The organism is Mesorhizobium sp. M0621, from assembly GCF_040320745.1.
In the GTDB taxonomy this organism is placed as follows: Bacteria; Pseudomonadota; Alphaproteobacteria; order Rhizobiales; family Rhizobiaceae; genus Mesorhizobium.
The window spans coordinates 109,382-134,618 of record NZ_JAMYQF010000002.1; the positions used below are offsets into that span (position 1 = coordinate 109,382).

Here is a 25,237-nt window from a genome sequence, read left to right on the forward strand (position 1 = left end):
CACATCCACGCAAAGCCACGGCTTCTGAGCAGATTGTTCGAAAGATCTGCGGCCATCGCCGATTTCTCCTTTGGCTTTCGCCTCGTCCACGCTCTATGCTGCAACTGCGAAGGCTTCCGGAGCCGCGCCTGTCGACAAGCCTCCAGGTCATCGGACTGTCAAGGGGCAGGCGCATACACCCAGATGTGACACCATGGCACTGGAAAATTTAAATCGATTAGATTATATCAGCCGCGTACTTGCGACCGGCGTCAAAGCGGACAGACCATGACCAGCCAGATCATCCCCGTCGACCCTTTCGACTTCATCATTTTCGGCGGCACCGGCGATCTGTCGGAACGCAAGCTTCTGCCGTCGCTCTACTATCGCCAGCGCGATCATCAGTTCTCCGAGCCGACGCGCATCATCGGCACGTCACGCTCGAAGATGAGCGATGAGGAATTCCAGGCCTTCGCTAGCCAAGCGATCTCCGAGCACGTCAAACCGGCCGATATCGACGCCAAGGAGCTGAAGACCTTTCTGGCGCGGCTATCCTATGTCTCTGCCGATGCAACGACCGGCGCCGGCTTCGACAAACTGAAAAAGGCGATCGGCGACAGCGACCGCATCCGCGCCTTCTACCTGGCGGTGGCGCCGGCGCTGTTCGGCGATATCTCGCACAAGCTGAAAGAGCACAATCTGATCACGCCGAACTCCCGCATCGTGCTGGAAAAGCCGATCGGCCGCGACCTTGCCTCGGCGCAAGCGCTCAACGATCTGGTCGGCGACGATTTCCACGAAAGCCAGATCTTCCGCATCGACCACTATCTCGGCAAGGAGACGGTGCAGAACCTGATGGCGCTGCGCTTTGCCAACGCGCTCTACGAGCCGCTGTGGAACTCCGCCCATATCGACCACGTGCAGATCACCGTGGCCGAGACCGTGGGGCTGGAAGACCGCGTCACCTATTACGACAAGGCCGGCGCGCTGCGCGACATGGTGCAGAACCACATGCTGCAGCTGTTGTGCCTCGTCGCCATGGAAGCGCCGTCATCGATGGATGCCGACGCGGTGCGCGACGAGAAGCTGAAGGTGCTGCGGGCGCTGAAGCGCATCAACGGCAACGAGGCGCCGAAGCACACCGTGCGTGGGCAATACCGCGCAGGCGCCTCGGCCAACGGAGCTGTAAAGGGCTATGTCGAGGAGCTTTCCCACGACAGCAACACCGAGACCTTCGTCGCCATCAAGGCCGAGATCGGCACCTGGCGCTGGGCGGGCGTTCCGTTCTACCTCAGGACCGGCAAGCGGCTGGCAACCCGGGTTTCGGAAATCGTCATCGAATTCAAGCCGATCCCGCATTCGATCTTCGGCGACAGCGCCGGTCCGATCTTCGCCAACCAGCTGGTCATCAGGCTGCAGCCCGACGAAGGCGTCAAGCAGTTCATCATGATCAAGGATCCGGGTCCGGGCGGCATGCGGCTGCGCCAGATCTCGCTCGACATGAGTTTTGCGCAATCCTTCGATGGCCGCGCGCCGGACGCCTACGAGCGGCTGATCATGGATGTCATCCGTGGCAACCAGACCCTGTTCATGCGCCGTGACGAAGTCGAGGCGGCGTGGAAATGGATCGACCCGATCCAGAACGCATGGGAAAGCGCCAGACAAGAGGCGCAGGGCTACACGGCAGGCACCTGGGGACCCTCGGCCTCCATTGCACTGATCGAACGTGACGGGCGGACATGGCACGAGAGCAATTGAACAGCGCCGCCTATAGCTGGAACGGCTTCGCCGGGCGCCAGGAGCTGGCGGCTGCTCTTGCCGGTCATGTCGCCGGCCGCCTGACCAGGGCAATCGCCGAGCGCGGCACAGGGCTGCTCGCCGTCTCCGGCGGCACCACGCCGGCAAAATTCTTCGCCGCCCTGTCGGCGATACCCATCGCATGGGACAAGGTGATCGTGACGCTGGTCGACGAGCGCTTCGTGCCGGCCTCCTCGCCGCGTTCCAACGCCGGGCTGGTGACGGCCAATCTCTTGCAGAACACGGCCAAGGCGGCCCGTTTCGTGCCGCTCTATCACGAAGCCACCAGCATCGAGGATGCGGCTTCATCCGACAATGCGGCGCTGCAGTCACTGCCCTGGCCGCTCGATGTCGTCGTGCTCGGCATGGGGCCCGACGGCCACACCGCCTCGTTCTTTCCCGATGCCGACGACCTGGAAAAATTGCTCGATCCGTCCTCCGACAGGATCGTGCTGCCGGTTCATGCGTTGAGTGCCGGAGAGCCGCGGCTGACGCTGTCGCTGGCGCGCATTGTCGATGCCGGCTTCATTGCGCTGCACATCGAAGGCGAGGACAAGCGCATCGCCTTCGACGGCGCGATGGCACCCGGACCGCGAAAGCCAATCCGCGCCGTGCTCGATGCCGCGCGCAAGCCCGTAGAGGTTTTCTGGGCTCCCTGATTTGAAACTTGCTGAGGGTCCCGGCAGACAGCCGGTTTGTGTTCCGGGACCTCGCCTGAAAGGACCGACACCATGACCACCAGACGCGACATCGAAGCCATCACCGAGCGCATCCGCCAGCGTTCAAAGCCAGGCCGCGAGCGTTATCTCAGCCGCATCGCCGAGGCGTCGAGCCACACCGCCAACCGGGCCGTGCTGTCGTGCGGCAATCTCGCCCACGGCTTTGCAGTGTGCAGCCCCTCGGAAAAGCAAGCGCTGGGTGCCGACAAGGTGCCGAACCTCGGCATCATCACCTCCTACAACGACATGCTGTCGGCGCATCAGCCTTTCGAGACCTTTCCGGCGCTGATCAAGGACGCGGCACGCGAGGCCGGCGGCATCGCCCAGGTCGCAGGCGGCGTGCCGGCAATGTGCGATGGCGTCACCCAAGGCCAGCCCGGCATGGAGCTCTCGCTGTTTTCGCGCGACGTGATCGCCATGGCCGCCGCGATCGGCCTGTCGCACAACATGTTCGACGCCGCCGTCTATCTCGGCGTCTGCGACAAGATCGTGCCGGGCCTGGTGATCGCCGCACTGACCTTCGGCCATCTGCCGGCGGTGTTCATTCCCGCAGGACCGATGACCACTGGCCTGCCCAACGATGAAAAGGCCAAGGTCCGCCAGCTCTATGCCGAGGGCAAGGCCGGACGCGCCGAACTGCTGGAGGCTGAATCCAAGTCCTACCATGGGCCGGGCACCTGCACCTTCTACGGCACGGCGAATTCCAACCAGATGCTGATGGAGATCATGGGCCTGCACACGCCGGGCGCTTCCTTTGTCAATCCCGGCACGCCGCTGCGTGACGCCCTGACCCGCGAGGCGACGAAGCGGGCGCTGGCGATCACCGCGCTCGGCAATGCCTATACGCCGGTCGGCCGGATGATCGACGAGCGGTCGATCGTCAATGGCGTTGTCGGCCTGCATGCCACCGGCGGTTCGACCAATCACACCATCCACCTGATCGCCATGGCGGCGGCGGCCGGCATCGCCATCACCTGGCAGGATATTTCCGACCTTTCGGAAGCGGTGCCGCTGCTGGCGCGGGTCTATCCCAACGGTCTCGCCGACGTGAACCATTTCCACGCGGCCGGCGGCCTCGGCTTCCTGATCCGCGAACTGCTCGACGAAGGCATCCTGCACGAGGATGTGCAGACGGTATGGGGCGAAGGGCTGCGGCCCTATGCGGTCGAAGCAAAGCTCGGCGCCGACGGCAGCGTAGTGCGCGAAGCCTCGCCGCGCCAAAGCGGCGACGAGAAAGTGCTGGCGCCGTTCAGCAAGGCTTTCCAGGCGACCGGCGGTCTGAAAGTGCTGTCGGGCAATCTCGGCCACGCCGTCATCAAGACTTCCGCGGTGAAGCCGGAACGGCGCATCATCGAGGCGCCGGCCAAGGTTTTCGACAGCCAGCAAGGGCTGAACGAGGCGTTCAAGGCGGGCACGCTGACCGGCGATTTCATCGCCGTCATCCGCTTCCAGGGGCCAAAGGCCAACGGCATGCCGGAACTGCACAAGCTCACCACCGTGCTCGGCATCCTGCAGGATCGCGGCCAGCGCGTGGCGCTGGTCACCGACGGGCGCATGTCGGGCGCCTCCGGCAAGGTGCCGGCGGCGATCCATGTGACGCCGGAAGCGGTCGAGGACGGGCCGATCGCCAGGATCCACGAAGGCGACGTCATCCGGCTCGACGCCGAGGCTGGGACACTTGAGGTTCTGGTGCCGGCTGGCGACTTCGCCTTGCGCCGGACGGCGGATGCCGATCTCATCGGCAACGAATTCGGTTTCGGCCGCGAGCTGTTTGCCGGGTTCCGGCAATTGGTCGGCCGCGCCGATCATGGCGCCAGCGCCTTCGGCACGGCTTGACGCAATCATCATCCTGTCCATGAAAGAGGGCGGCGCTTGGCCGCCCTTTTTGCTACCGGTCAAATGGCGGTCATGGCGTAACGGTAATTTCGCTCCGTTCGCCGGCCTTGACCGTCACCGGCATTTCCTTGTCATGGCCTGCATCGGACATGTGGCGGACGAACACATAGTCGCCGGCCGGAACGATCTGCTGCCAGGTATCGCCATAGTTCAGGCCAAGCGCCTTGCGCTTGCCCTCTATGTCCTTTTTCGGCGACAGGATCTCGATCGAGTAGGCACCGGGGGCCGACATCGCCAGAACGCCGGCATCGAGCGGCACCTTGATGTCCGTGATATCTCCGACCTTGACGCTGAACGGCTGCTCGACGACCGCCAGATCAAGCGTGGTCAGCGCGACATAATCGTCCGGCGGCAGCCAGAACTTGCTGTCCGGGCCATAGGAATGCTCGACACTGTCACGCGTGCCATCGATTTTCTTCTTCGCCTTGACGATCTCGAAGCCGAGGCCGGAACTGTCGGCCTTGTCGCCGCCCGCGACATAGAAGGCGTTGAGCACGATATGGCCGACGCCAACGATGACGTCCTTCTCGATCTTCTGCCCAGCGGCGAGCTGGATGGTTTCGGTGACGCTGCCGGCGCCGATCTGGACCGTGACCTTCTGTTCGCCCGCCGGCACGATGATTTTGGTGTCGCCATAGTGGGTGGTGCTGCCACCCGGATAAGCGAAATTGAGGCTGGCCGCATCACTGATGTCGGCGCCCTGGCTCGGCCGCGGATGAATGAGCATGGTGCCTGCGTTCAAGGTGAACAGCGGCTTGTAGACCTGGCCTGCCTCGATCTTGAATTTCTGCTCCACCTTGGCCTCGTCGTCGCGTGCGACGACGATGTAGTCGCCCGGTTCGAGATTGCCGTTGTAGGTGCCATATTCGGTGGTGACGGAATCGCCCCGCGAGCCGTCGGCACTTGCCTTGTAGATCTCCCAGGCGTTGCCGTCGGTGATCGGCTCGCCACCTTCGGCCATCACCACTGTCGGCTGAAAATTGAATTCCGGTTTCGCCGGCTCCGGTGCGGGCGCAGGCGCCGGAGCGGGAGCCGGCTCTGGAGCGGGTGCCGCCACGGTCTCGACAAGCGCCTCCTGCAGCGCCTTCTCGTCGGAGGCCTGGATGTATTTGCCGCCGGTGTTGTCGGCGAGGCAGGCGATCTGCTTGCCTTCGTCGGCGGTGAGGCCGAAGCCGACGACATCGGCGGTGAAGTCGACGCCGGATGCCTCAAGCTCCTTGCCAAGCGCGCAAGGGTCGCCACCGCATGTTTCGAGACCGTCGGTGATGAGCACGACGGTCGCCTTGTCCTCGGTGTATTTCAACGCCTCGGCTGCTTGCTTGACGGCAGAGGTCAGCGGCGTCTTGCCGAGGAATTTCAGGCTGTCGGCGGCGGCCGAGATGGCACTTGCCGAACCTGCCTGTGGCGGCACGATCAGCTGGATATCCTCGCAGCTGCCCTTCTCGCGATGGCCATAGGCCATGAAGCCGATCTCGTCGTCGGTGGGGACCGATTGAAGCACGGTTCGCAGCGACTCGCGGGCGATTTCGAGCTTGGGCTTGCCGTCGATCTGCGCCCACATCGAGCCGGAAGCATCGAGAATGACGATGACCTTGTTTGCGGCAAAGCCGAATGTCGTCATCGACAAAAGGAGGATCGCCGCAGCGACGCTCCGTGCAAGTCCCGCCATCGAAATCTCCTCAATCCGCCCCTGATCCGGGCGGCAAGCTATTTGACGCGGCGCCGGGACACAAGTCGGTGCCGGTGCGTAGGGCTCCGAACTAAGGTTGACAAAAGACCCTGACGACAGCCAGTTCGGCGGTGTTGGCAGTGCCGGTAGTTTTTCACGATAGGAATTTTTTCTTGACTCATTGCCCTCAGCTATGGTACATATTTGCCTATGGTGCTGATTTGCGCCGGTGACCGGCCGCTCAGGCGGGTTTTTCGTTTGATGCTCCGTCAGCCAACGCGCCGGCGCCGGGCCGAATGCCGAACTTTTCAGCGGAAGCGAGATTCAGTAGGTCGTGCGTCGCTCTTCCGAGGGCGGCCTGCCGAATTGCAGCCGGTAGCTCTGGGCGAAGTAGGAATGCGAGGTGAAGCCGGTCGCGATCGCCACGTCGAGGATCGGCATGTTGGTCTGGCGCAGCAGTTCACGCGCCCGCTCGAGCCGCAGCCGCATGTAGTAACGGCCGGGCGTGACGCTGAGATGGCGCAGGAACAGCCGCTCGACCTGGCGCACCGACAAGCCGGCGGACTTGGCCAGTTGCACGGCCGACAGCGGCTCGTCGAGGTGATCTGCCATCAGTTCGACGATGCGCCTGAGCTTCTCCGACTTGCCGGTCAGGTCGCGTTCCGGGCCGACGCGCTGGCGGTCTCCGGCCGAGCGGATGCGTTCGTGCTGGAACTGGTTGGCGACGCCATTGGCGAGATTCGAGCCGAAATCGCCGCGCACGATCTCCAGCATGAGGTCGATCGAGGTGGTGCCGCCGGCGCAGGTGTAGCGCTTGCGATCGATCTCGAAGACGTTGCCTGTGCAGTTGATGTCGGGGAAGCGTTCGACGAAGCCGGCGCGGTTTTCCCAATGGATGGTGCAGCGATAGCCTTCGAGCTGGCCGGCCTCGGCCAGTAGGTAGGAGCCGACCGACAAGGCACCCAGCGCATTGCCGCGCCGGCCCCAGCTGCGCAAAGCCGCCAGCACCTTGCTCTTGCCGGGAAATTCCGTCGTCAGCCCGACCGAGACGAAGAGGATGTCGACCGGCGGCAGATCGGCGACGGCATAGTCGATCTTGAGCGGCAGGCCATTGGAGGCCATCACCGGATCGCCGTCGGCCGACACCGTGGTCCAGCCGTAGAAGTCGCGGCCGAGCAACCGGTTCGCCGACCGGAACGTATCGATCGCCGCGGCCAGCGAGAACATGGAGAACTTGTCTACCAGCAGGAAAGCGAACTGCCGGCCGCCTTGAACGGGATCAGTCATGACCGGCCGTTCTGAGGGAACACTGGGGTTCGGCAAAGTTGCGGCTTTCTGGCGGGTCAGAAGGACGGCCGTTTCAATCCGGCCGCAAGGTAGGCCGAGGCTAACGTATTGGCCATCAGCATGGCAATGGTCATCGGGCCGACACCGCCGGGAACCGGCGTGATGGCGCCGGCGGCCTTGGCCGCCTCGGCGTAGGCGACATCGCCGACGAGGCGCGACTTGCCCTCGCCCTTCTCGGGTGCGGGAATACGGTTGATGCCGACATCGATGACGGTGGCGCCTGGCTTCACCCAGTCACCCCTGATCATCTCCGGCCGGCCGACGGCCGCGACAAGAATGTCGGCGGTGCGGGCAAGTGCCGGCAGGTCCTTGGTACGGCTGTGGGCGATGGTGACGGTGCAGTTGGCGGCGAGCAGAAGATTGGCCATCGGCTTGCCGACGATGTTGGAGCGACCGACGACGACGGCATTGAGGCCGGACAGATCCTTGCCGCGCACACGCTCGATCAAAAGCATCGAGCCGGCCGGTGTACAAGGCACGAAGGCAGTCTCGAGTTCACCGGTGCCGAGCTTGCCGACATTGATGAAATGGAAGCCGTCGACATCCTTTTCCGGCGCGATGGTCTGGATGATCTTGCCGGCGTCGATATGGGCAGGCAGCGGAAGCTGCACCAGGATGCCGTTGATGGCCGGATCGGCGTTGAGGTCGCCGATGATCTTCAGCAATGCCGGTTCGGAGGTTTCGGCCGCCAGCGTGTGCTGGACGGAATGAAAGCCGCATTCCTTGGCGGTGCGCGATTTGGAAGCAACATAGACCTGGCTGGCCGGATCCTCGCCGACGATGACCACGGCAAGACCGGGCTTGGCCTTGCCTTTGGCGACAAGTTCGGCCGTCAGGGTCTTGACCGTCCGCACCACGTCTTCGGCAACGCTCTTACCATCAATCACTTCAGCCATGGACCACCCTCAACACCAAAATGCCCAAGCGCGTCGCTTCCTGAAGCGATGCGCTTTCTGATCTTTCACAGCGTGGCATCTTCACGAAAATTCCAACACGCAATCCTGCCAAAGCGCCGTCCCATGCCGTTTACGCGAAACCGGCATGTTTTTGTACGACAGCGCGAAGAATTTTGTGGCTCAGAAGTAACGGCGACGCGTGCGGCTCTCGGTGAGTTCGCGGACCGCTTCGCGGAATTCGCGCAGGCTGGCGCGGATTTCCTCGATTGGTGCTTGCGGTTCGACGTCCCGCTCGGCCTGCCGCGCCTCCACAGATGGCTCGCGAGGCTGGGTCTCCTGCTGCGGCGAGGCGGGATGTTGCGGATAAAGCGCGGAAGCAGGCTGAGGCGGATACGGCAACTGCCTGGCATTGGGGGCCGACATGGACTGCGGATAGCCGGGCTGCTGTGTGTAGGCCAAAGGCTGCGCGTAGGGATAGAGTTGCGGGCCCGAATACGCTCGCGGCGGCACCATGTGCGGAGGCTGAGGCGGCTGCGCCATCTGCGGGGCATAGGGAACAGGATTGTCGGACTGGAAGGGCGGCGGCGGGTAGGCCGCCGCGACCTGCTGCCGAGGCGCAAAGGCCGGCGCCGACTGGGGATAGACGGGGTACGCCGGTTCCTGCGTTGGCTTCACGTTTTCAGCGGAGACCCACTCGGTATCGAAGGGCGCTTCCGGGGACGGCTTGCGGGACACGGCCTTGCGCAGCATCGACAGCAGCGTGCTGACCCTGCCGGGGCCTTCGTCCGGCGTGATCTCAGCCTGTTGGACAGGCGGTGCTGCTACGGGCGGTGGCGGCGCAGGCGGAGGTGCCGATGGTTGTGAAGCGGGAGCGGGTGCTTGCGGCGCCGGCGGGGGTGCTGCCCGATATGGCTTGTCCTCGTAGGGCGTCCGACGTTGGTCCGCACTGCGGTCGCGGCGCGAGCGCGAATTGGCGGTGTCACGCAGGCTCTCATAGGCGCCACGCATGGCGCCGAGGCCAATGCCGGAGGCAAAGCCCAGCAACAGGCCGGCAAGCGCCACCACGACCCGCGACGGCCCGTTCGCCTCGAGCGGCGCGAAGGCCTTCGAGATCACGTTGATGTTGGCGGTGTTGATGTCCTTCTGCTCGCCGGTCTCCTTGGCGCGCAGCAGGTACTGTTCGTAGACGGAACGCTTGGCGGTAGCCTCGCGCTCCAGTTCGCGCATCGACACCAGATCGCCGTTGACGTCGCCGCTGCGCACCTTGAGCTGGGCCAGGCGAGAGGCGAGATCCTGTTCGAGCTGGACCGCGCGCTTGAGGTCGACCTGCAGCGACGAGCCGATGCGACGCAACTCCGCGGCGATGCGGTCGCGTGCGCCGGCAAGCTGGGCATTGAGAGCCTGGAGTTCGGGGTGACGCGGGCCGAACCGGATGGCGGCGCGGTCAGCCTCCTGCTTGAGCGTCGCATATTGCGAACGCAGATCGCTCATCGTGTTGGAGTTGATCTCCTCCGGCAAGGTGCCGGTCAGAACCGAGTTGACGTCGACCGAACGCGCCGAAGCCGCCCGGGCATTCAGCTCCAGCGTGCGGGCGCGGGCAACCGAGAGCTGCTCGTTGAGTTTCAGCATCTCATCGTCGCTGATGAGGTGGCCCTGCGCATCGACAAGATCGTGCGAGGCCCTGAAATCCTCGACCTTGCGCTCGGCCGCCTCGACGCCCTTGCGCAGTTCATCCAGCCTGGCCGTCAGTTCGTCGGTGGCGCGGCCTGCGGTATCCGACTGGATCTGGCCGAAAGTCTGCAGGAAGACATCCGTCATCGTGTTGGCGATCAGAGCCGATTTCTCGCCATTCTGCGTGGTGGCGCTGACGGTGATGACGAAGGTCTTACCGCCGCGCTCCACCGAAAGGCTCTCGGCCAAATTGCCGACAGCAAGCGCACGGCGGCGGGCGTCGTCGACACCACCTGGCCCGTCATTGCGAGACAGGACGGAGCGGATGAGCGACATGACGCTGAGGCCGCCGCCTTGCCCATTGAATTCCGGGTCGTTGACGAGATTGAGCTTGTCGACAACCTTGTTGAGAACCGTGCCTGATGTCAGCACCCGGACCTGGTTTTCGACGATGGCCAGCGTTGCGTCGGAGGCAACGACCGACTGGGTGAGGTCGCGATCGGTGAGCTTCAGGTCGCGCGGATCGACGATCAGCTCGGTGGTCGCTTCGTATTTCTTCGGCGTCGACAGCGCGATGGATATGCCGAGCGCGGCACCCAATATCGTCGTCGTCACGATCAGCAGCTTCGACTTTCCGACACCACGGACGACCTGCATCGGATCGATCAGCGGCTTCCATTGCTGGCTGTCGGCGCCGTCGTCGTGGGATGCCGGGGCGTCGCTTGAACGATAAGGTTCGGATGCACGAGCGGGGCGATAGGCGGCTGCGGCTTCGGTAGACCGTGTCTGTGGCGTGGTCTGCGCACGGCTCACCGACGAGGCCGGCTCATAGCCAGCCTGATACCCGTCTGTTGCGGCCGGATCCGACAGCTTTGGGTTCGTCCGTGTTTCGCGCTGTGAACGGGCGAGACGATGGCGGGTGGCGGCATCCTCGCGCCATGACGGGTCTGCCCGGTCCCCGATCGAGACAAGGGACGCGTCGGGTTCGTCGCCGCGCACAGCCTGGCCAAGCGCCAGCAACGAGCGCTCGCGCTTCCAGTCTTCGCGGTTTTCCCTGTCGACCATCGTCTGGAACTTTACCCTTGGAGGCCTGCGAACGGCGATTGGCCGTTCGTTAAGCCACGCTAAACAGGCATGGAAAACAAAAGGTTAATTTTCCCGCGCCGAAGCTGCGGTTTCTCTCTTCGGTTGCACAACCTTAAGCCCCAGAACGGCGCGTTAAGTTTTCCGCCCTAGGCTCTGCTTGAGACATGACGCAGGCCAGTGACGTACCGCAAAGGAGGTCCCTCGCCCGGATCGGCAGCCCTCATGCAACCAACGATCAGTATGTGATCGTCACCACCACCGTATCCGTATAGACGCCGGCCGAAGGGGTCGTCTGCGGCGGCACGCGGCCATAGACGGTCAGGTTCTGGACTGCTCCGCTGCCGGTCCCCGGCACAGTGCTTCCTGGTGTCTCGGCGTCTCCCCAAGGCTGTGTTCGCGCAGCGTCCTTGTAAAGCCCATAGGTGACGCTTCGGCGCCTTTCGACATCTTGCGCGAGGTTGGCGGGGACCCTGTAGTGCCTCCATTCAAGGAGACAGTGTAGTTGGTGGCAGGCGTGCAGGTGACCGATACTTGTCCGGTCGAATCGACGTTTGCGCCGAGAATTCCGACAGCACCGAAATCGATGTTCTGAGTGGCGACCAGGCAGTTTGCCGCAACGGTGGCGGTCACGTTGAAACTTGGCCGCGAGATCGTGCCCGTTCCCGTGCCGCAGGAACTGGACGTGGTGTATCGATACCGGAATTCAACATTGCTGCCGGAGAAAGCCGACAGATAGCTTCCAGGAGGCGCGGTCGGTTGGCTGCCAAGGACCGCGCCATAGATGGGCGCAGATCCAGATCCGGTTCCGATTGCGTTCAACGTCAATGCAAATGCGGGCGCACGAGCCGGGAATGCCCAGGAATAGGTGCCCCAAACGACGCTGCGGGCCGAATCGGAATAAAGCTGATAATTGAGCACGTTCGATCCGCTGAGCATTTGGCGCGCGGCTGCCGTCGCACCGCCGCTGCCCGCGCCCAGATTTGGACAAATCAGGATGCGGGCCAACGGCGTGCCGCTGCAGGTGACGCTCATGGTCCCGGTTGAATTCGTTTGCGCGCCGGAAAGCGTATCGATGAAACCGAAACTCTGGTCCGACAGGCCAAAGCTGCAGCTTTGGGACCAGGCGGTGCCGGGCAGCAGCAACACGGCAGCGATGACGAAATTTCGCAAGCTAGGTAGTTTTACGAACACACTGCGTTCCTGATCACGACCTGCTGGCCGGTTGCTGGTTTGAAAGTGAATTCGGCGCGGCATGTGCTGCCGTCAGCCCGCTCGACGATGGCAATATTGTGAGGAGCCAGCCCACGAACGTAAGCCTGGCCGTCATAACCGATCACAAATTCCTCTGAAGCACCGTCCAGCTTGCCTTTCAGACCTGCCTCAAGTGCAGCACCGCTGCTGTCGACAAAGGTGACGAGTGCTGCTGCCGGTATTTGCGACACTCCGAATTTCACGACCACACCGCTACGGTCGGCGGGAACGACCGTTTCCTTGGTGGCCGGAACATCGGCATCGACCGGCAGGTTCTTCGGATCGATCGAAATGGTGCTGGCTTCGTAGGAATTGAGATCGGGGACAAGTATACGGCCACGACTGTCCGTTTCGCCGACAGGTCTGTTCTGACGCTCAACCTCCACGCCTGGCGTGCCCACGTCGACGACGGCAAAGGCGTCATCGATGCGGTTCGTCGCAAATACGCTGCCACCTGCCACTGCGATGGCGCCGTCCATCTGTGCCGTCGCGCGGACATCCTTGTCGTATTGTTGGACGCCTGCTTCGAAGCGCGCGAACGGAGCGCGGTAGCTGGCTGCCGCCGATCGATTGGGAACATCTCCCTCCGACGTCCGCGCGCGCCAGCCGATGCTGCCATTCTCGAGCCGCTCGGCCTTGGCGACGTCGGCGACGACGTTCATCCCATCAGGACCTTGTTCGACCCCGGTGGAGGCGGTGATGCCGTCATCGAAGGCGACCGAGATACCGGCGAACACACCAAAACTCTTGCGGTCGTCAAGATCCGTGAACGCGGTCGCGTAGAGCGTGCTCCGCTTGAACACTTGCTGGCTGTAGGAGAGGCCGACGATTTGGCTGCGTTGACCAGCGGCGTCCTTGAGATGGGTATAGGAAAGATTGAGGCTCGACAGATCGAGCGGCATCGGCACCGACAACGTTGCCTGATCGATCGCGCGCGGAACGCCGGGACTGAAGATCGGAAGACCATCCGGTCCCGAGAATTCTGGTTCGGCCGTCACCGAGGCGATGTCCTCGTAGTCGCCAAACGCCCTTTGAACCCTGCCATAGAGCGACCACCCACCGTAGCTAAGTTCTAGCGACACGTTCACCAGTGAGCCGGTGTTTCCGTCATGGTGGCTTCCGGCGACCGCGACCGAAGCGGCGCCATATGGTCCGAGCGGGACCGCGACACCCAAGCCGCCATTGAGAAGCTCTTGGCCGCCTTCGAAATGGCCTTCAAGGGTGAGCCAGTTTGTGAGCCCGTAGCGGGCGGTGGCGACGCCCATGACACGCCGGTCGTAGTCGTTGGATTCGACCCCGAAATTCCGCCTTGGCATTCCTGCCTCGGCCGAAAAATCGAGCAGGCCTTCTCGCAAGAGCATGCTGGATGCGTAGAACGGAAGCGTTGCCGTGGTTTCCCGTCCAAGACTGTCTCGCAGCACCACGCGTGCCTCTCCGGCGCCCGTGAACACCGGCAAATTAACGACCTGGAATGGCCCTGCCGCCACGTCGCCGGCGTAGGTGCGTACATTCTGGGTATAGACCTCCAGGGTCGAAGGCACGGCGGCGGTGCCTTCAAACGAGGGGAGCGGAAGGGTGACCAAATCCGAACGAAGAGAAAAGTTGCGCTGCGCCTGGATGCCGCCGAGATAGACAGGTCGGGTCCATGACAAGCCGCCGGAAACGAAATCGCCCGCTCTGTAGGTGACCAGGCGTTCGGGGTCCGAATAGCTCCAGGTGGTGTTCAGGCGGGTGAAGTCCTGGAATTCCCCTTCAGAGTAGCCGGCAATGAATGACTGGGCCAGCGTTCCGTATGGGCTGAAGGCGCGTGCATCGAAGGCGCCGGAAACGCCCTGGAACAACTCGACGTTGTTGTCGAACAGCGTGTTCGAGCTTGCAAAGAGGGAATAGTTGAGGACGGCGCCGTAGCCCGATTGCGGCTTCAGCCGATCCTGCTTTTCCGCCGGGCCGACATCGATCGTACGGGCGGCTCGAGCGTCATTCGTCGTGGTGACGTAGAGCCGCTGCGCCGTCTCATCAACATGGAAGGAGACGGCCGGCAAGCGATCGACCCTGACGAGACCGTCGGCATCGATCGCTTCTTCACTTGGTTTGAGGCCGACCTCTTGCAGTTCTGCCGGAGTGGCAGCGAGGCCGCCGTCGGGCAATTCCTTGAAGTTGCCGATCATCTTGGACGAAACGTCGTTGATGAACACTTCCAAATAGAGATCGCGCTCAGGGGGCCGAGCCGAATCGGAAATGTCCTTTGCCGGTTCGTCCGGTATCTCTTGCGCCCTCACCTGCGACCAAGAGCAAACTACAAGAACGGCTGCAACCGCGGCGCTAACGGCCCTGGACGGCAACTTTGGCATCGAATGGTCCAAAATCGCTCTGCGCTTTCAGCGTCACAGAGCTTCCGGACAGCGATTTGCCGCTGCCGATCGGCCATTGCATTGATGCCCCACCCAAAACGTAGCCGACGAGTCCGCTCCGGCTCCCCAGTTTCTTGCCTCCCTGATTCAAAGTGATGTTCGACAGTCTCAGTCGACTATCGCCATTGTTGCGCGCCTTAAGCATGAGCCCACCGCCAGCGCGGGAAAGGCTAAAGGATACGTTCGGCGTCGAAGCGTCGGGACTGCGGAAGAAGACCGGGATCGAATACCGCAGGACCAGGGTCACCGTCCCAGCCTGTCGGCGCGAAGGGTCCGGCAGCTCGTCGACGACAACGCGATAGCTTTCCTCGGTTCGAACCGGCGCCTTGCCGACCCGCAGGACCCGAACCACGTAGTCGGCGTCAGGGCCGAGTTTGGTCGATGGCGGGCTGGCCACCACGTCCGACGTCGGCTCCAGCCGTTCAACGCCCTCGACCTGCGTCCATCTGAAGACGCGGACTTGTACGTTGATCGGCCGCTTCGCGTCATTATGAAGGTTGAGAACCGCCGCACTGTCTGGTGCAATCAGTTCGAGACTGGTCGGAGCCACTCTTAGCGAGGCGGCTTGTGAAAATCCGGCACACAGCAGAACAAGGGCCACTGCGCCAATGCCTGAAAGCATGGTTCGCATGTCGTTCTCGCTTTGCTGTTGTCAGTAGGTAACGGTGATCGCGACGGTGTCGGTATAAACGCCGGCTGCCGGTGTGGCCTGCGGCGGCACCCGTCCGTAAACAGTCAGGTTCTGGACACTACCGTTGCCGGTTCCCGTGACTGTGTCTGTGCCGACAGTGATACCCCAGTTTTGTGTGCGGGCAGCGTCCCGGTAAAGCGCGTAACTGATTGTCGCCGCCGCTGGGCCGGTCATTTTGCGGGCTGTAACAGTTGCGCCAGCACCGCCACCGGCACTCAAGCCGACATTGTATGTTTGCCCGCTCGTGCATTGCACGCCTATCGTGCTGGTCAGATCGACATTTGCATCGATGACGCCCTTCGTGCCGAAATCCAGATCGCTGGCGGTCTGAACTTTGCATTCGGCCTGGATCGTGATGCGAACCGTCATGTTGCCGGTCGCGGTCGCCGCGAACGCCGGACCAGACAGCATGATCGCAGCAAGTGCCGCAATACTCGATGCGAGAGATCTCTTAAGCATGCACGGTTCCCTTCTTCAGAGTGCCCTTAACGCATGCCACTACGCCCCTTTCACCTGTCGCGGGTGCCCCCCACGTGATGACCAAGCGTTGGTCAAAGCATATCGGAAAGGTTGTTCAATACAACCACTTATTGAAACCCTGACTTTTTGACCTCCTTAGCGTTAGCAATACCTAAATTATTAATAGTGAACCTTTCAAAGCAGAAATTAGGAACTTGATTCCGCGCCGCTGAAGGGCGGGACAATGCATGGTCACTGGTACCCGCGCCCAAGGCTGAGAGATCGCGCTTTGGACCCTCGACCGGAAATACCGCCGGTCGAAACCGATTTTGCCGGATTAGCAGGCGCGGATAGAACGGCAAAAAGCCCGCCGCTTGCCACGCTGAGAAGCGGTTCTCTCTCTGCCAACCTCTATCTTCGACACAACCTTAAGCCCCAGAACGGCGCGTTAAGTTTTCCGCCCTAGGCTCTGCTTGAGCATGACGCAGGCCAGTGACATACCGCAAAGGCGGCCCCTCGCCCGGATCGGCAGCTTTTTGGCCGAACGACGGGGGCTGCTTCGCGATTATTTCTCGGCGGTCAGCGGTGCCGGCGGGCGACTGGTGTTTTCACTCGCCTATTTCATGGCACTGGCCAACACGCTGTCCATTTCCGAATTCGGCATGTTCGCCACCGCATCGGCGGCCGGTGTCATGCTGTCGCGCATCCTCGCCTTCGGGTTCATCTCGGCGCTCTATCGCACGGCCACCATCCGACCCAATCTGATCGGCACCTTCTCCGCCGGCTTCGTGCTGCTCGGCGTGCTGTCGTTGCCGCTGCTGGCCGCGGCCTCGTTCGGCGTCTATCTGCTTTTCTTCGCCGACACCGTGCCGCTGGCGGTGTTTGCGGCAATCGTCTTTGCCGAAGCGCTTTTGTGGCGGCCGGTGGAGGTGGCGCTGATCGTCAACAACGGTCTGGGCAAATTCGGCCGCGCCGCGCTGCTGGCCATCCTGACGACGGCGCTGCGAGCGCTTGGCGCGGTGCTGTTCATGCTCGGGGCGCAACACAGCGTCTGGATATGGTCGTGGTTTTATATCGGCGCCAATGCCGCCTCCCTGATACTAGCGTTCGGCTGGTTCTATCCGCGACAGCGGCTGCGACTGCGCATCGAGCTGTATTTGAGGCGATTGGCCGATTCCATCTATGTGGCGGGCGCCGAAGTGCTGTTCTACCTGCAGATGGAGTTCGACAAGCTGCTGGTTCTGGCGATCGGCGGCCCGCATCTGGCCGGTATCTACGCCATCATTATGCGGCTGGTCGACCTGACGGCCATTCCGATCCGAACCTTCTCGATGATGCTGGTGCAGCGCATGATGCGCGCGCCGGAACTTTTGTCACGGCTGGCGGTCAAGAGCGGCATCGAAGGCGGTGTGTTCGCGGTCTCGACGCTGGCGCTGCTGGCGCTTGGCATCGTGCTGCATTTCTTCCCCAATGCGCTTGGCAAGAATGTCGCCGAGGCCGCGCCGCTGGTGGTGCTGGCGATCTGCGTGCCGGGGTTGCGCAATCTGGTCGAATACCAGGCCGAGCTTTTGTTCGCGCGCGGCCAGACCTTGGTGCGGGCGCTCAATCTCGGCCTGCTTGCCGCACTGAAGGCGCTGTTGCTGACCTATGTGCTGACGACCGTCCTCGACACGCCGAACCTAGTGCTGTCGCTCAACGTCGTCTTCCTGCTTCTGTATCTCGCCTCGGCGCTGCTCACCTATTCGGCGATGCGCAAGCCGGCCAAACCCGTCTAATTCAAGCCAATCAGACGGCGGATGCGGCCGATATCGGTGCCGATAAAGGACTGCATGCCGATCGCCACCTGCTCCGGCGCCATGGCGGCAACGAAGCGGCGGAACTCGTCGTCCGAAAGCGCCTCGCCGGTCCAGTGCACCCGGCAGAATTCTTCCGAACCGTGGAAATGGCCGGCGCCCTCCAGCAGATCGTCGACGTAGCGGCCGTAGATCATGCATTCGGAGAATTTGCGCGCCGAGCCGACAACCTCGACCCAGTTGCGCCCATGGACCTTCTCGATCTCGCCGCACATGGCCAGCACGGTGTCGCGCCGCCAGGCGATCAGCGTCGAGATATAGTCGTGGGCCGATATCCGGGAGGCGTCGATGCCAAGCGCCGCCCCCGCGTTGCGCGACCAGATGCGGTGCTCTTCATGACCTTCGTGCGCCAGCACACCGTCACGGCGGAACAGCCGAACCTTGCCGCCGCGCCAGAAGGCATCGCAGTCGAAAGGTTTGAGGAAGGCGACGTCGGAATCGCAGAAGATCAGCACATCTTCGGATGCGTGCGCTGATATCGCGATGCGGCGCAGCTGCTGCACGTGCCAGCCGCGCAGCGGCTGGGTCTTCAGGCTGAGCCAGACGCGCCGGCGAAACAGGCTGAGCGGGTCGTCGAAGGCATGCAGCCAGCGCGGCAGCAATGCCCGCTCGTCGACGATGGTACGCCGGCTGGTCTCCATCTGGCGGAAAAGCGAGACATCGCGATGTTCGACCAGGATGTAGTGGTGCGCTGCGCCGGAAACGTGGCGATCGAGTGTCTCGCACAACAGGCGGCAGCGCTCGAAATCGGGCGCGTAGCTTGCCGTCACGATTGCCGCCGTCGGCATCCGCCGAAGCGGGCTTGGGTCGACAGTGGCACCGGGAACGAACCTGCTGTTCACTTGATGTCTCCCGCAGCTTCGGGTGCACGCGAGAATCTCTGCCTGACGACACGCAGCAGGAACAGGGGATTTCCGACCACATAGCGGCGCCACAGGCGGCCCGGTTCGACAGCCAACCGGAACAGCCATTCGAGCCGCAGCCGGCGCATCCACAAGGGCGCGCGGGGCACCGCGCCGCTCAGGAAATCGAGCAACGCGCCGACGGCGATCGGCAGCGTGCAGTGGCGTGCGTCGATGTGGCGTTCGATCCACAATTCCTGGCGTGGCACACCCATGGCGACGAGCAGCACGTCCGGCCGCAATTCTTCGATCCGATCGACGATTTCCGTCTGCTGGGCAGCCGAGAAATAGCCGTCATGGATGACCACGAACCGGTGCTGCACGGCCAGCGCCGCAAGCTTGATCGACGCCGCTTCGGCGTTGACGCGCGTTGCGCCGAGCAGCCCTACGGTCAGCGGCGCCGTCGAGGCCTGCAGGAAGGCTGGGACGAAATCGGTGCCGTTGAGATTGTCCGGAAATGGCGCCCCATAGAGAAGTCTCGCCGCCAGATCGACACCGATGCCGTCGGGCAGGATGAGGAAATCGTCGAGCGCCTCGGCAAAGACCGGATCGGTGTAGGCAATGTTGGCGTTGTGGGCGTTGAGGAAACTGACCTTGGTGAAACGCCGCTCGGCAATCAGGCGGTTCAGCAGGACGATGGCATCGTTCCAGCGGATCGCAACCACCGAGATGCCGAGGATCGTCTTCAGCGTGTCGAGCCCGAACGCGGCGCGGGCGGAATGCATGTTCATGCAAACGCCTCCTGCCTGACGGGCCCGAGCTTTTCGAGGCCGAGCCGGATAGCAGCGTCGAGCGCCTTGACCTGCGAACGCCGGAATGCGCTGCCGTCGACGTCGCGGATATCGGCCGCCGCGGCCTCGAGAGCCCTGGCGAAGGCGGCGGGATCGTCGGTGACGACGCAATTGGCCGGGCGATGGTCGATGCCGCGCAGCGAGCGGCTGGTGGCGACGGACGGCAGGCCGAGCTCGAAGGTTTCGATGGTCTTCAACTGGACGCCGCTGCCGGCGGTGCTGATCAACGGGATGACGGCGGCACTGCGCACGAACGCCTGCGCGTCAGGCACGCGGCCGACAAATTCGACACCGGGATGCTTCGACGTGACGCCTGAAGGCATGCTGCCGGCGACGCGGATGCGGAACCCGGCCCGCAGATGCGGTACGACCTTCTCCAGGAACCAGTCGAGGCCGATGCGGTTCGGCTGCCAGGTCCAGGTGCCGATCAGCGCCGCATCGCAATCGATGTGGCGCAACCCTTTTTGGGTCGGGGCCCCGGAGCCTATCACCAGAGGCAGCACCGCTGAGCGGTCGTCAGAGGCGACGCCGAGCGCGGCGCGGTCTTCCTCGGCCAGCGTGAAGACGAAGCGCGTCTGGCGACAGAGACGCTCTTCCACGGTCTTGAGCAACCTTGCCTCGCGGCGGAACAGCAGGCGCTGGAAGAGGCTGCCTGCGGCAGCGGCATTCTCCCGCGCCGAAAGATGCTCGACATTGTGAGCGACGAAGATCGAAGGCCGCTCAGTGAACAGCTTTTCAAAAGCGCCGGCGAACTGCACGGAATTCAAGACATAACCGTCGACCGGACCGGCCCTCTCAATGGCGGCGAGAACATCGCCGTCGGGCACGGTGCGCAACTTGACCGACGCGAAGGTGAGACCCGAAAGCAGCGCCTTGCCGACCCAGGCCAGCTTTTGCCGTGCGGAGGCATTGTCCGTACGCACGTCGATCGCACCCAGCACCACGGTGTTTTCGGGATCGGCCGCGGGTTTTCCGGGCCAGGTGAATCCAATGACGGTCACGCGCGCGCCAGCGCGCCGCAAGGCGGCGATGATCGCAGCATTGGCGATCTCGTAGCCCGAGGCGAGAGCGCCGTCGGGCACGATCGATGTGGCGAACAGCAGATGCATCTCACCTATCCTGTGGTGTAGCCGGTAGCAAAGTGCGGTGAACCCTTGATTAAGCCAGCACATTCGACGACCGAAAGCCGCTGCCTGGCGGGCTTCTCCGTGCAAGGTGATTAACGAAAGCTTATCACCGTGGGTGCTACCAGAGCCCAACTCACCATGTGGCTGGACACGGATGATCCCTTTGCCATCGGACGGTTCGGTATCGATCGCGGGACGCTCGCCCCGGCTTGACGCCGAGGCTATCGAAGCGGTCGTAACCTTGCCGACCTTCAAGCGGCCCGAGCAGGTGCTGGAAACGCTGGCGTCGCTGCGCGCGCAGCAAACCACCAGGCGTTTTGCCGTCATCGTCATGGAAAACGAAGCCGAGGCGCGGGCCGGCGCCAAGGCGGCGCTGCCGCTGTTCGAGCGCCGCGAGCTATCAGGTCTGATCATCATCGCGCATGAGCGCGGCAATTGCAGCGCCTACAATGCCGGCTGGCAGACGGCGATCCTGCAGTTCCCGAACTTCAGGCATCTGCTGGTCATCGACGATGATGAGATCGCCGATCCGCAATGGCTGGAACGGATGTGCGGGGCAGCCGAAAGGCTTGGCGCCGATATCGTCGGCGGTCCGCAAGTGCCCGTGTTTGCGGATCCCGCCCATGCGGGGTGGGCCGAGCATCCGGTGTTCGCGCCTCCCTACCGGGAGACGGGACGCGTGCCTGCGCTCTATTCCTCCGGCAACCTTCTGGTCGGACGCAACGTGCTGACCGCCATGGGGCCGCCCTTTCTCGACCTCAAATTCAATTTCATGGGCGGCGGCGATTCCGATTTCCTGAGCCGGGCGGTGCAACGCGGCTTCGTGCTCGGCTGGTGCGCCGAAGCGAAGGTGCAAGAAACCGTTCCGGCCCGGCGCATCGAAGCCGACTGGATCCGAGCGCGCAGCCTGCGCAACGGCGTGATCTCGACACTGGTCGAAAAGAAGAAACGCGCCGGCAGGCCACTCGCCGGCGCCAAGGTGTTGCTGAAGAGCCTGGCGCTGCTTGCCGCCTCGCCGTTTCGCGGCCTGATCCGCCTGGTGCGAACAGGATCGCCGGCGATCGCCATCTACCCCGTCCATGTGGCGCTGGGCCGCGTGCTGGCCGAATTCGGATATGCCAATGAGCAATACCGTCAGCCTGAGAAAAACTGAGCGCCCGCCCCTCAGCGCCGCGTTCACGCGCGAAGGCGTGGCGACCGCCATTGCCGCGTTGCTGTTCACCGTCATCATGGTGTCCTTCCGCCCATTCCAGCCGGCCGGCGCCGAACTGACCGGTGAAGGCGGCGACATCGTCAACCAGCTTGGCTTCAGCTCGCTCGGCGCCATGTCGATCTTCTCGCTGACGGCCTTTGCCGATCCGCGCGTGGTGCGCTCGCTGCTCAGCCCGTCCTGGATGCTGATGCTGGGCTTCTTTTTCCTGTCGGTGATCCTGTCGACCGATCCGCCCTCGGCGATGCGCGCCGCCTCCTTCACGCTGATCGGCATCCTGACGATGGCAACGATTCTGGTGCTGCCGCGCGACGCCGAAGCTTTTTCAAAAATCATCATCTTCACCGCCGTCGTGGTCATGGGCCTGTCCTATCTCGGCCTCATCGTCTTTCCGCACGAGGCGATGCACACCGCCGACTCACAGGAGCCCGAACATGCCGGCCTGTGGCGCGGCGTGTTTACCCACAAGAACATCGCCGGCCCGATCATGGCCTGTCTCAGCTTCGCGGGCCTGTATCTCTACCGGCGCGGGCAGCGGTACTGGGGCGCCGGGATCTTCTTCGCGGCGATGATCTTCATGCTGCATACGGGCTCCAAGACCACCGCCGGGCTGGTGCCGTTCTCGATCCTGATCGTCATGCTGCCGAGCCTGATGGGCATGCGGCTCGGCACACCGATCCTGTTTGCGCTGGCGATCATCGCCACGGCGGTCGGCACGCTGGGCATCGTCTTCCTGCCGCCCGTGAAACATCTGGCGGCGATCTATTTCCCCGACATGACCTATACCGGCCGCACGACGCTTTGGGAGTTCGCCGGCAGCATGCTGGCGAAGAAGCCATGGACCGGCTACGGCTATGAAAGCTTCTGGGGCACGCCGCTGCTGCTCAACCAGGATCAGCCCTTCGACCGGCCATGGGACATCAGAACCATCGTGCACGGCCATGACGGCTATCTCGACATCGCCGTGCTGATGGGCATTCCGGCACTTTGCGTGGCGGTCTACACCTTCCTCATCGCGCCATTGCGCGACTACATGCGCATTCCGTTGCGCAGGGAAAACATCTTTCTCGGCGACTTCTTCATGATGGCGGTGCTGTTCACAGCGCTGAACGCTTTCCTCGAAAGCTTCTTCTTCCATCGTGGCGACCCGGTCTGGCTGTTCTTCGTGCTCGGCGTGCTTGGCCTCAGGCAAGTCTCGCTGCGGCCGATGGCCGTGCGTGATCCCGATCGCGGTGCACGATCTTCCCGTTCCTCCTGACGGGGCTTCCCCACGGAACAGCCAGCGTCTATGTGAAGCCTTCCTTGGAGGACTTTCGATGACGATCAGGCTTGTTCTCGCCGGCTGCGGCAATATGGGTTACGCCATGCTCTCGGGCTGGCTGAAATCCGGCAAGCTTGCGCCGTCGGCGGTTTTCGTGGTCGAGCCCAATGCCGACCTGCGCAATCGCGCCGCAGCGTTGGGCTGCGCCACATCAGCCGATGCCGATGGCATTCCGGCCGATGCCGTGCCCGATCTCGTCGTCATCGCGGTGAAGCCGCAGGTGATCCGCGACGTCACCGCCGCCTACAAGCGCTTCGGCGACGGCCGCACCACCTTCGTCAGCATCGCCGCCGGCACGCCTGCCGCCACCTTCGAGGACATCCTGGGCAGCCGCGCGCCGATCGTGCGCTGCATGCCCAACACGCCAGCAGCAATCGGCAAGGGTATGATGGTGGTGTTTTCCAATAGGCTGGTTTCCGACGACACCAAGCGTTTCGTCGCCGACCTTTTGTCGGCGAGCGGCGAAGTGGCCACCATCGACGACGAGGGCCTGATGGACGCGGTGACCGCCGTGTCGGGATCGGGGCCGGCCTATATCTTCCATTTCATCGAGGCGCTGACCGTGGCGGCCGAGAAGGCCGGCCTGCCGACAGCGACCGCCAAGCTGCTCGCCATGCAGACCGTCTACGGCGCCGCCTCGCTCGCCGCCGAAAGCGGCGAGGAGCCGGGCGTGCTGCGCCAGCAGGTGACCAGCCCCAAGGGGACGACGGCAGCGGCACTGGAGGTGCTGATGGGCGAGGACCGGCTGACGCGCCTTCTCACAGAGGCGGTGGAGGCTGCGCGGCTGCGATCGATCGAGCTGGGGAAATAGAGCTCAGTTCGCCCCGTACAGCATCTCGTCCTGCAGCCGGCGCAAGGCGAACAGCCTCGTCGACTGGTCGGGAGCGGCGTTGTCGGCGGTCAGCAATTCGCCTTTCCTGACCGGTTTCAGCACCTTGCCGCCCTCGAGCAGGCCGACCGGCACGGCACGCTGGGCACGGGCTTCGCCGACGGTCATCGTCCAGGACCGGTAGCAGGTCTCGCCGATCGCATCGAAGGTCTCGCCGGTGGCAAGGTCCCGCTTGGCGACGGCGCACACTTCGGCTACCGGCCTTGGCAGCGGCACCATGTCGGGCTTGCCGAACAGTACGATGCGGGCTGCGGTCAGCGGCACTTCCAGCGAAGTCAGATGATACGGCCTGAACAGGCTGTAATAGGGGCCGTGGCCGATATGCAGATCGTCCATGCGCTCGATAGTGCGCGGATGCGTTGCCTCGACGATGACGAAGACGCCGGGCGCGACGCCCTTGCCGACCGTGTAGTCGACGACGCCTTTCTTTAGCAGCAGCCCGCCATCCTCGCGCGGGATGAGTACCTTGGCGAGGTCGTCGCGGTCGGCCTTCGGGCCGTGCATGCCGGGCACGTCGGGCACCAGCCCGGTGGCGTTGGCGATCGCGCACATCTCGACCATGGTCTTGGAGCCGTCGACGAACTCGACAAGCATGCGCGGGTTCATGTTGCGGCGGATCGCTTCCGCGCGATAGTCGTCCGGCACGGCATCATGGTTGAGCGGGTTGTTCTTGCCCTTGCCGGCCGAGACGATGGTTAGCCCAAGCGCGGACGCAAACTCGATCAGTTCCATGCAGCTCGACGGCTCGTCGCCCGCACCCACCGAATAGACGACGCCAAGCCGGTCGGCCTGCTGTTTGAGATAGCAGCCGATGGTCACGTCGGCCTCGACGTTCATCATCACCAGATGCTTGCCGTGTTCCATCGCCATCAGGTCGAAATCGGCGGCAACACCCGGCTTGCCGGTGGCGTCGATGACGACATCGATCAACGGGTTGGTGACCAGCATCTCGTTGGAGGTGATGGCGATCTTGCCGCTCTCGATGGCCCCGGTGACTTTCGACGCGCTGTCGGCTTCGACCGCCATGGCTTCATCGCCATAGGCGATACGGATGGCATCGCGCGCGGTGTGCGGGCGGCGTGTCGAAACGGCGCAGACCGAAATGCCCGGCATCAGCATGCCTTGCGTGACCAGATCAGTGCCCATCTCGCCCGAACCGATGACGCCGATGCGCACAGGGCGGCCCTCGGCGGCACGCCTGGCGAGATCGCGGGCAAGGCCGGTCAAGGCGACATTTGTCATGCAGGAATGTCCTATGGTTCTTGAGTTGGA

Annotated in this window: 18 protein-coding genes and 1 pseudogene; 7 read left to right on the top strand and 12 right to left on the bottom strand. The window is 63.3% G+C overall.

All coding sequences use genetic code 11. From position 1 onward, the window contains the following. Positions 1–267 precede the first annotated feature (267 nt). From zwf to edd, 3 genes are all read left to right on the top strand, one after another. On the top strand, positions 268–1,737 hold the full coding sequence (gene zwf, locus NKI38_RS02090) for a glucose-6-phosphate dehydrogenase (RefSeq protein ID WP_352654394.1): 1,470 nt from the start codon (positions 268–270) through the stop codon (positions 1,735–1,737). Then, complete coding sequence (gene pgl, locus NKI38_RS02095) at positions 1,719–2,435, top strand: 6-phosphogluconolactonase (RefSeq protein ID WP_352654396.1); 717 nt, start codon at positions 1,719–1,721, stop codon at positions 2,433–2,435. Before zwf ends, pgl begins: the two co-directional genes overlap by 19 nt. A 72-nt stretch (positions 2,436–2,507) precedes the next feature. After that, positions 2,508–4,331, top strand: coding sequence for a phosphogluconate dehydratase (edd, locus tag NKI38_RS02100; protein WP_352654398.1), 1,824 nt, complete (start codon positions 2,508–2,510; stop codon positions 4,329–4,331). Positions 4,332–4,401: 70 nt separating this feature from the next. Here the strand turns inward: edd and NKI38_RS02105 are convergent, their stop codons facing one another. The 8 genes and pseudogenes from NKI38_RS02105 to NKI38_RS02140 form a co-directional block, all read right to left on the bottom strand. Next, positions 4,402–6,060 (bottom strand): vWA domain-containing protein, encoded by a 1,659-nt coding sequence (locus NKI38_RS02105; RefSeq protein ID WP_352654399.1) that lies wholly within the window; start codon positions 6,058–6,060, stop codon positions 4,402–4,404. A 324-nt stretch (positions 6,061–6,384) separates the two neighbouring features. After that, a complete protein-coding gene (locus tag NKI38_RS02110; protein WP_013530232.1) occupies positions 6,385–7,347 on the bottom strand; it encodes a GlxA family transcriptional regulator in 963 nt (320 codons plus the stop codon). A 56-nt stretch (positions 7,348–7,403) separates the two neighbouring features. Next, positions 7,404–8,303: a bifunctional methylenetetrahydrofolate dehydrogenase/methenyltetrahydrofolate cyclohydrolase FolD gene (folD, locus tag NKI38_RS02115; protein ID WP_352654401.1), complete on the bottom strand. Its 900-nt coding sequence runs from the start codon at positions 8,301–8,303 to the stop codon at positions 7,404–7,406. A 180-nt stretch (positions 8,304–8,483) separates the two neighbouring features. After that, a complete protein-coding gene (locus tag NKI38_RS02120; protein ID WP_352654406.1) occupies positions 8,484–11,039 on the bottom strand; it encodes a GumC family protein in 2,556 nt (851 codons plus the stop codon). A 256-nt stretch (positions 11,040–11,295) separates the two neighbouring features. Further along, positions 11,296–12,230: pseudogene (locus NKI38_RS02125) on the bottom strand (Csu type fimbrial protein). Between the two features lie 11 nt (positions 12,231–12,241). Then, a complete protein-coding gene (locus NKI38_RS02130) occupies positions 12,242–14,662 on the bottom strand; it encodes a fimbria/pilus outer membrane usher protein (RefSeq protein WP_352654408.1) in 2,421 nt (806 codons plus the stop codon). Further along, complete coding sequence (locus tag NKI38_RS02135; protein ID WP_352654410.1) at positions 14,634–15,353, bottom strand: fimbrial biogenesis chaperone; 720 nt, start codon at positions 15,351–15,353, stop codon at positions 14,634–14,636. Before NKI38_RS02135 ends, NKI38_RS02130 begins: the two co-directional genes overlap by 29 nt. Before the next feature lie 21 nt (positions 15,354–15,374). After that, positions 15,375–15,872: a Csu type fimbrial protein gene (locus NKI38_RS02140; RefSeq protein WP_352654411.1), complete on the bottom strand. Its 498-nt coding sequence runs from the start codon at positions 15,870–15,872 to the stop codon at positions 15,375–15,377. 479 nt (positions 15,873–16,351) lie between these two features. Between NKI38_RS02140 and NKI38_RS02145 the strand changes: the two genes are divergently transcribed. Beyond that, complete coding sequence (locus NKI38_RS02145) at positions 16,352–17,647, top strand: lipopolysaccharide biosynthesis protein (RefSeq protein WP_352654413.1); 1,296 nt, start codon at positions 16,352–16,354, stop codon at positions 17,645–17,647. On the opposite strand, the gene NKI38_RS02150 is transcribed toward NKI38_RS02145, so the two are convergent. The 3 genes from NKI38_RS02150 to NKI38_RS02160 are packed head-to-tail and all read right to left on the bottom strand — an operon-like array spanning position 17,644 to position 20,527. Then, on the bottom strand, positions 17,644–18,567 hold the full coding sequence (locus tag NKI38_RS02150) for a DUF6492 family protein (RefSeq protein ID WP_352654415.1): 924 nt from the start codon (positions 18,565–18,567) through the stop codon (positions 17,644–17,646). The genes NKI38_RS02145 and NKI38_RS02150 overlap by 4 nt on opposite strands. Continuing rightward, on the bottom strand, positions 18,564–19,358 hold the full coding sequence (locus tag NKI38_RS02155) for a WecB/TagA/CpsF family glycosyltransferase (protein ID WP_352654417.1): 795 nt from the start codon (positions 19,356–19,358) through the stop codon (positions 18,564–18,566). The genes NKI38_RS02150 and NKI38_RS02155 overlap by 4 nt, the downstream gene beginning before the upstream one ends. Continuing rightward, positions 19,355–20,527: a glycosyltransferase family 4 protein gene (locus NKI38_RS02160; protein ID WP_352654419.1), complete on the bottom strand. Its 1,173-nt coding sequence runs from the start codon at positions 20,525–20,527 to the stop codon at positions 19,355–19,357. Before NKI38_RS02160 ends, NKI38_RS02155 begins: the two co-directional genes overlap by 4 nt. Positions 20,528–20,699: 172 nt before the next feature. On the opposite strand from NKI38_RS02160, the gene NKI38_RS02165 reads away from it, so the two are divergent. Genes NKI38_RS02165 through proC form a run of 3 tightly spaced genes read left to right on the top strand, consistent with a single transcriptional unit; the run spans position 20,700 to position 23,887 of the window. Continuing rightward, positions 20,700–21,698: a glycosyltransferase family 2 protein gene (locus tag NKI38_RS02165; protein WP_352654421.1), complete on the top strand. Its 999-nt coding sequence runs from the start codon at positions 20,700–20,702 to the stop codon at positions 21,696–21,698. After that, positions 21,667–23,013, top strand: coding sequence for an O-antigen ligase family protein (locus tag NKI38_RS02170; RefSeq protein WP_352654423.1), 1,347 nt, complete (start codon positions 21,667–21,669; stop codon positions 23,011–23,013). Before NKI38_RS02165 ends, NKI38_RS02170 begins: the two co-directional genes overlap by 32 nt. Positions 23,014–23,071: 58 nt before the next feature. Beyond that, positions 23,072–23,887, top strand: a complete 816-nt coding sequence (gene proC / locus NKI38_RS02175; RefSeq protein WP_352654425.1) for a pyrroline-5-carboxylate reductase — start codon at positions 23,072–23,074, stop codon at positions 23,885–23,887. A 3-nt stretch (positions 23,888–23,890) separates the two neighbouring features. On the opposite strand, the gene NKI38_RS02180 is transcribed toward proC, so the two are convergent. Further along, positions 23,891–25,207 carry an NAD(P)H-dependent oxidoreductase gene (locus tag NKI38_RS02180; protein WP_352654426.1) on the bottom strand — a complete coding sequence of 439 codons (1,317 nt, stop codon included), beginning with the start codon at positions 25,205–25,207 and terminating at the stop codon, positions 23,891–23,893. Positions 25,208–25,237 lie beyond the last annotated feature (30 nt).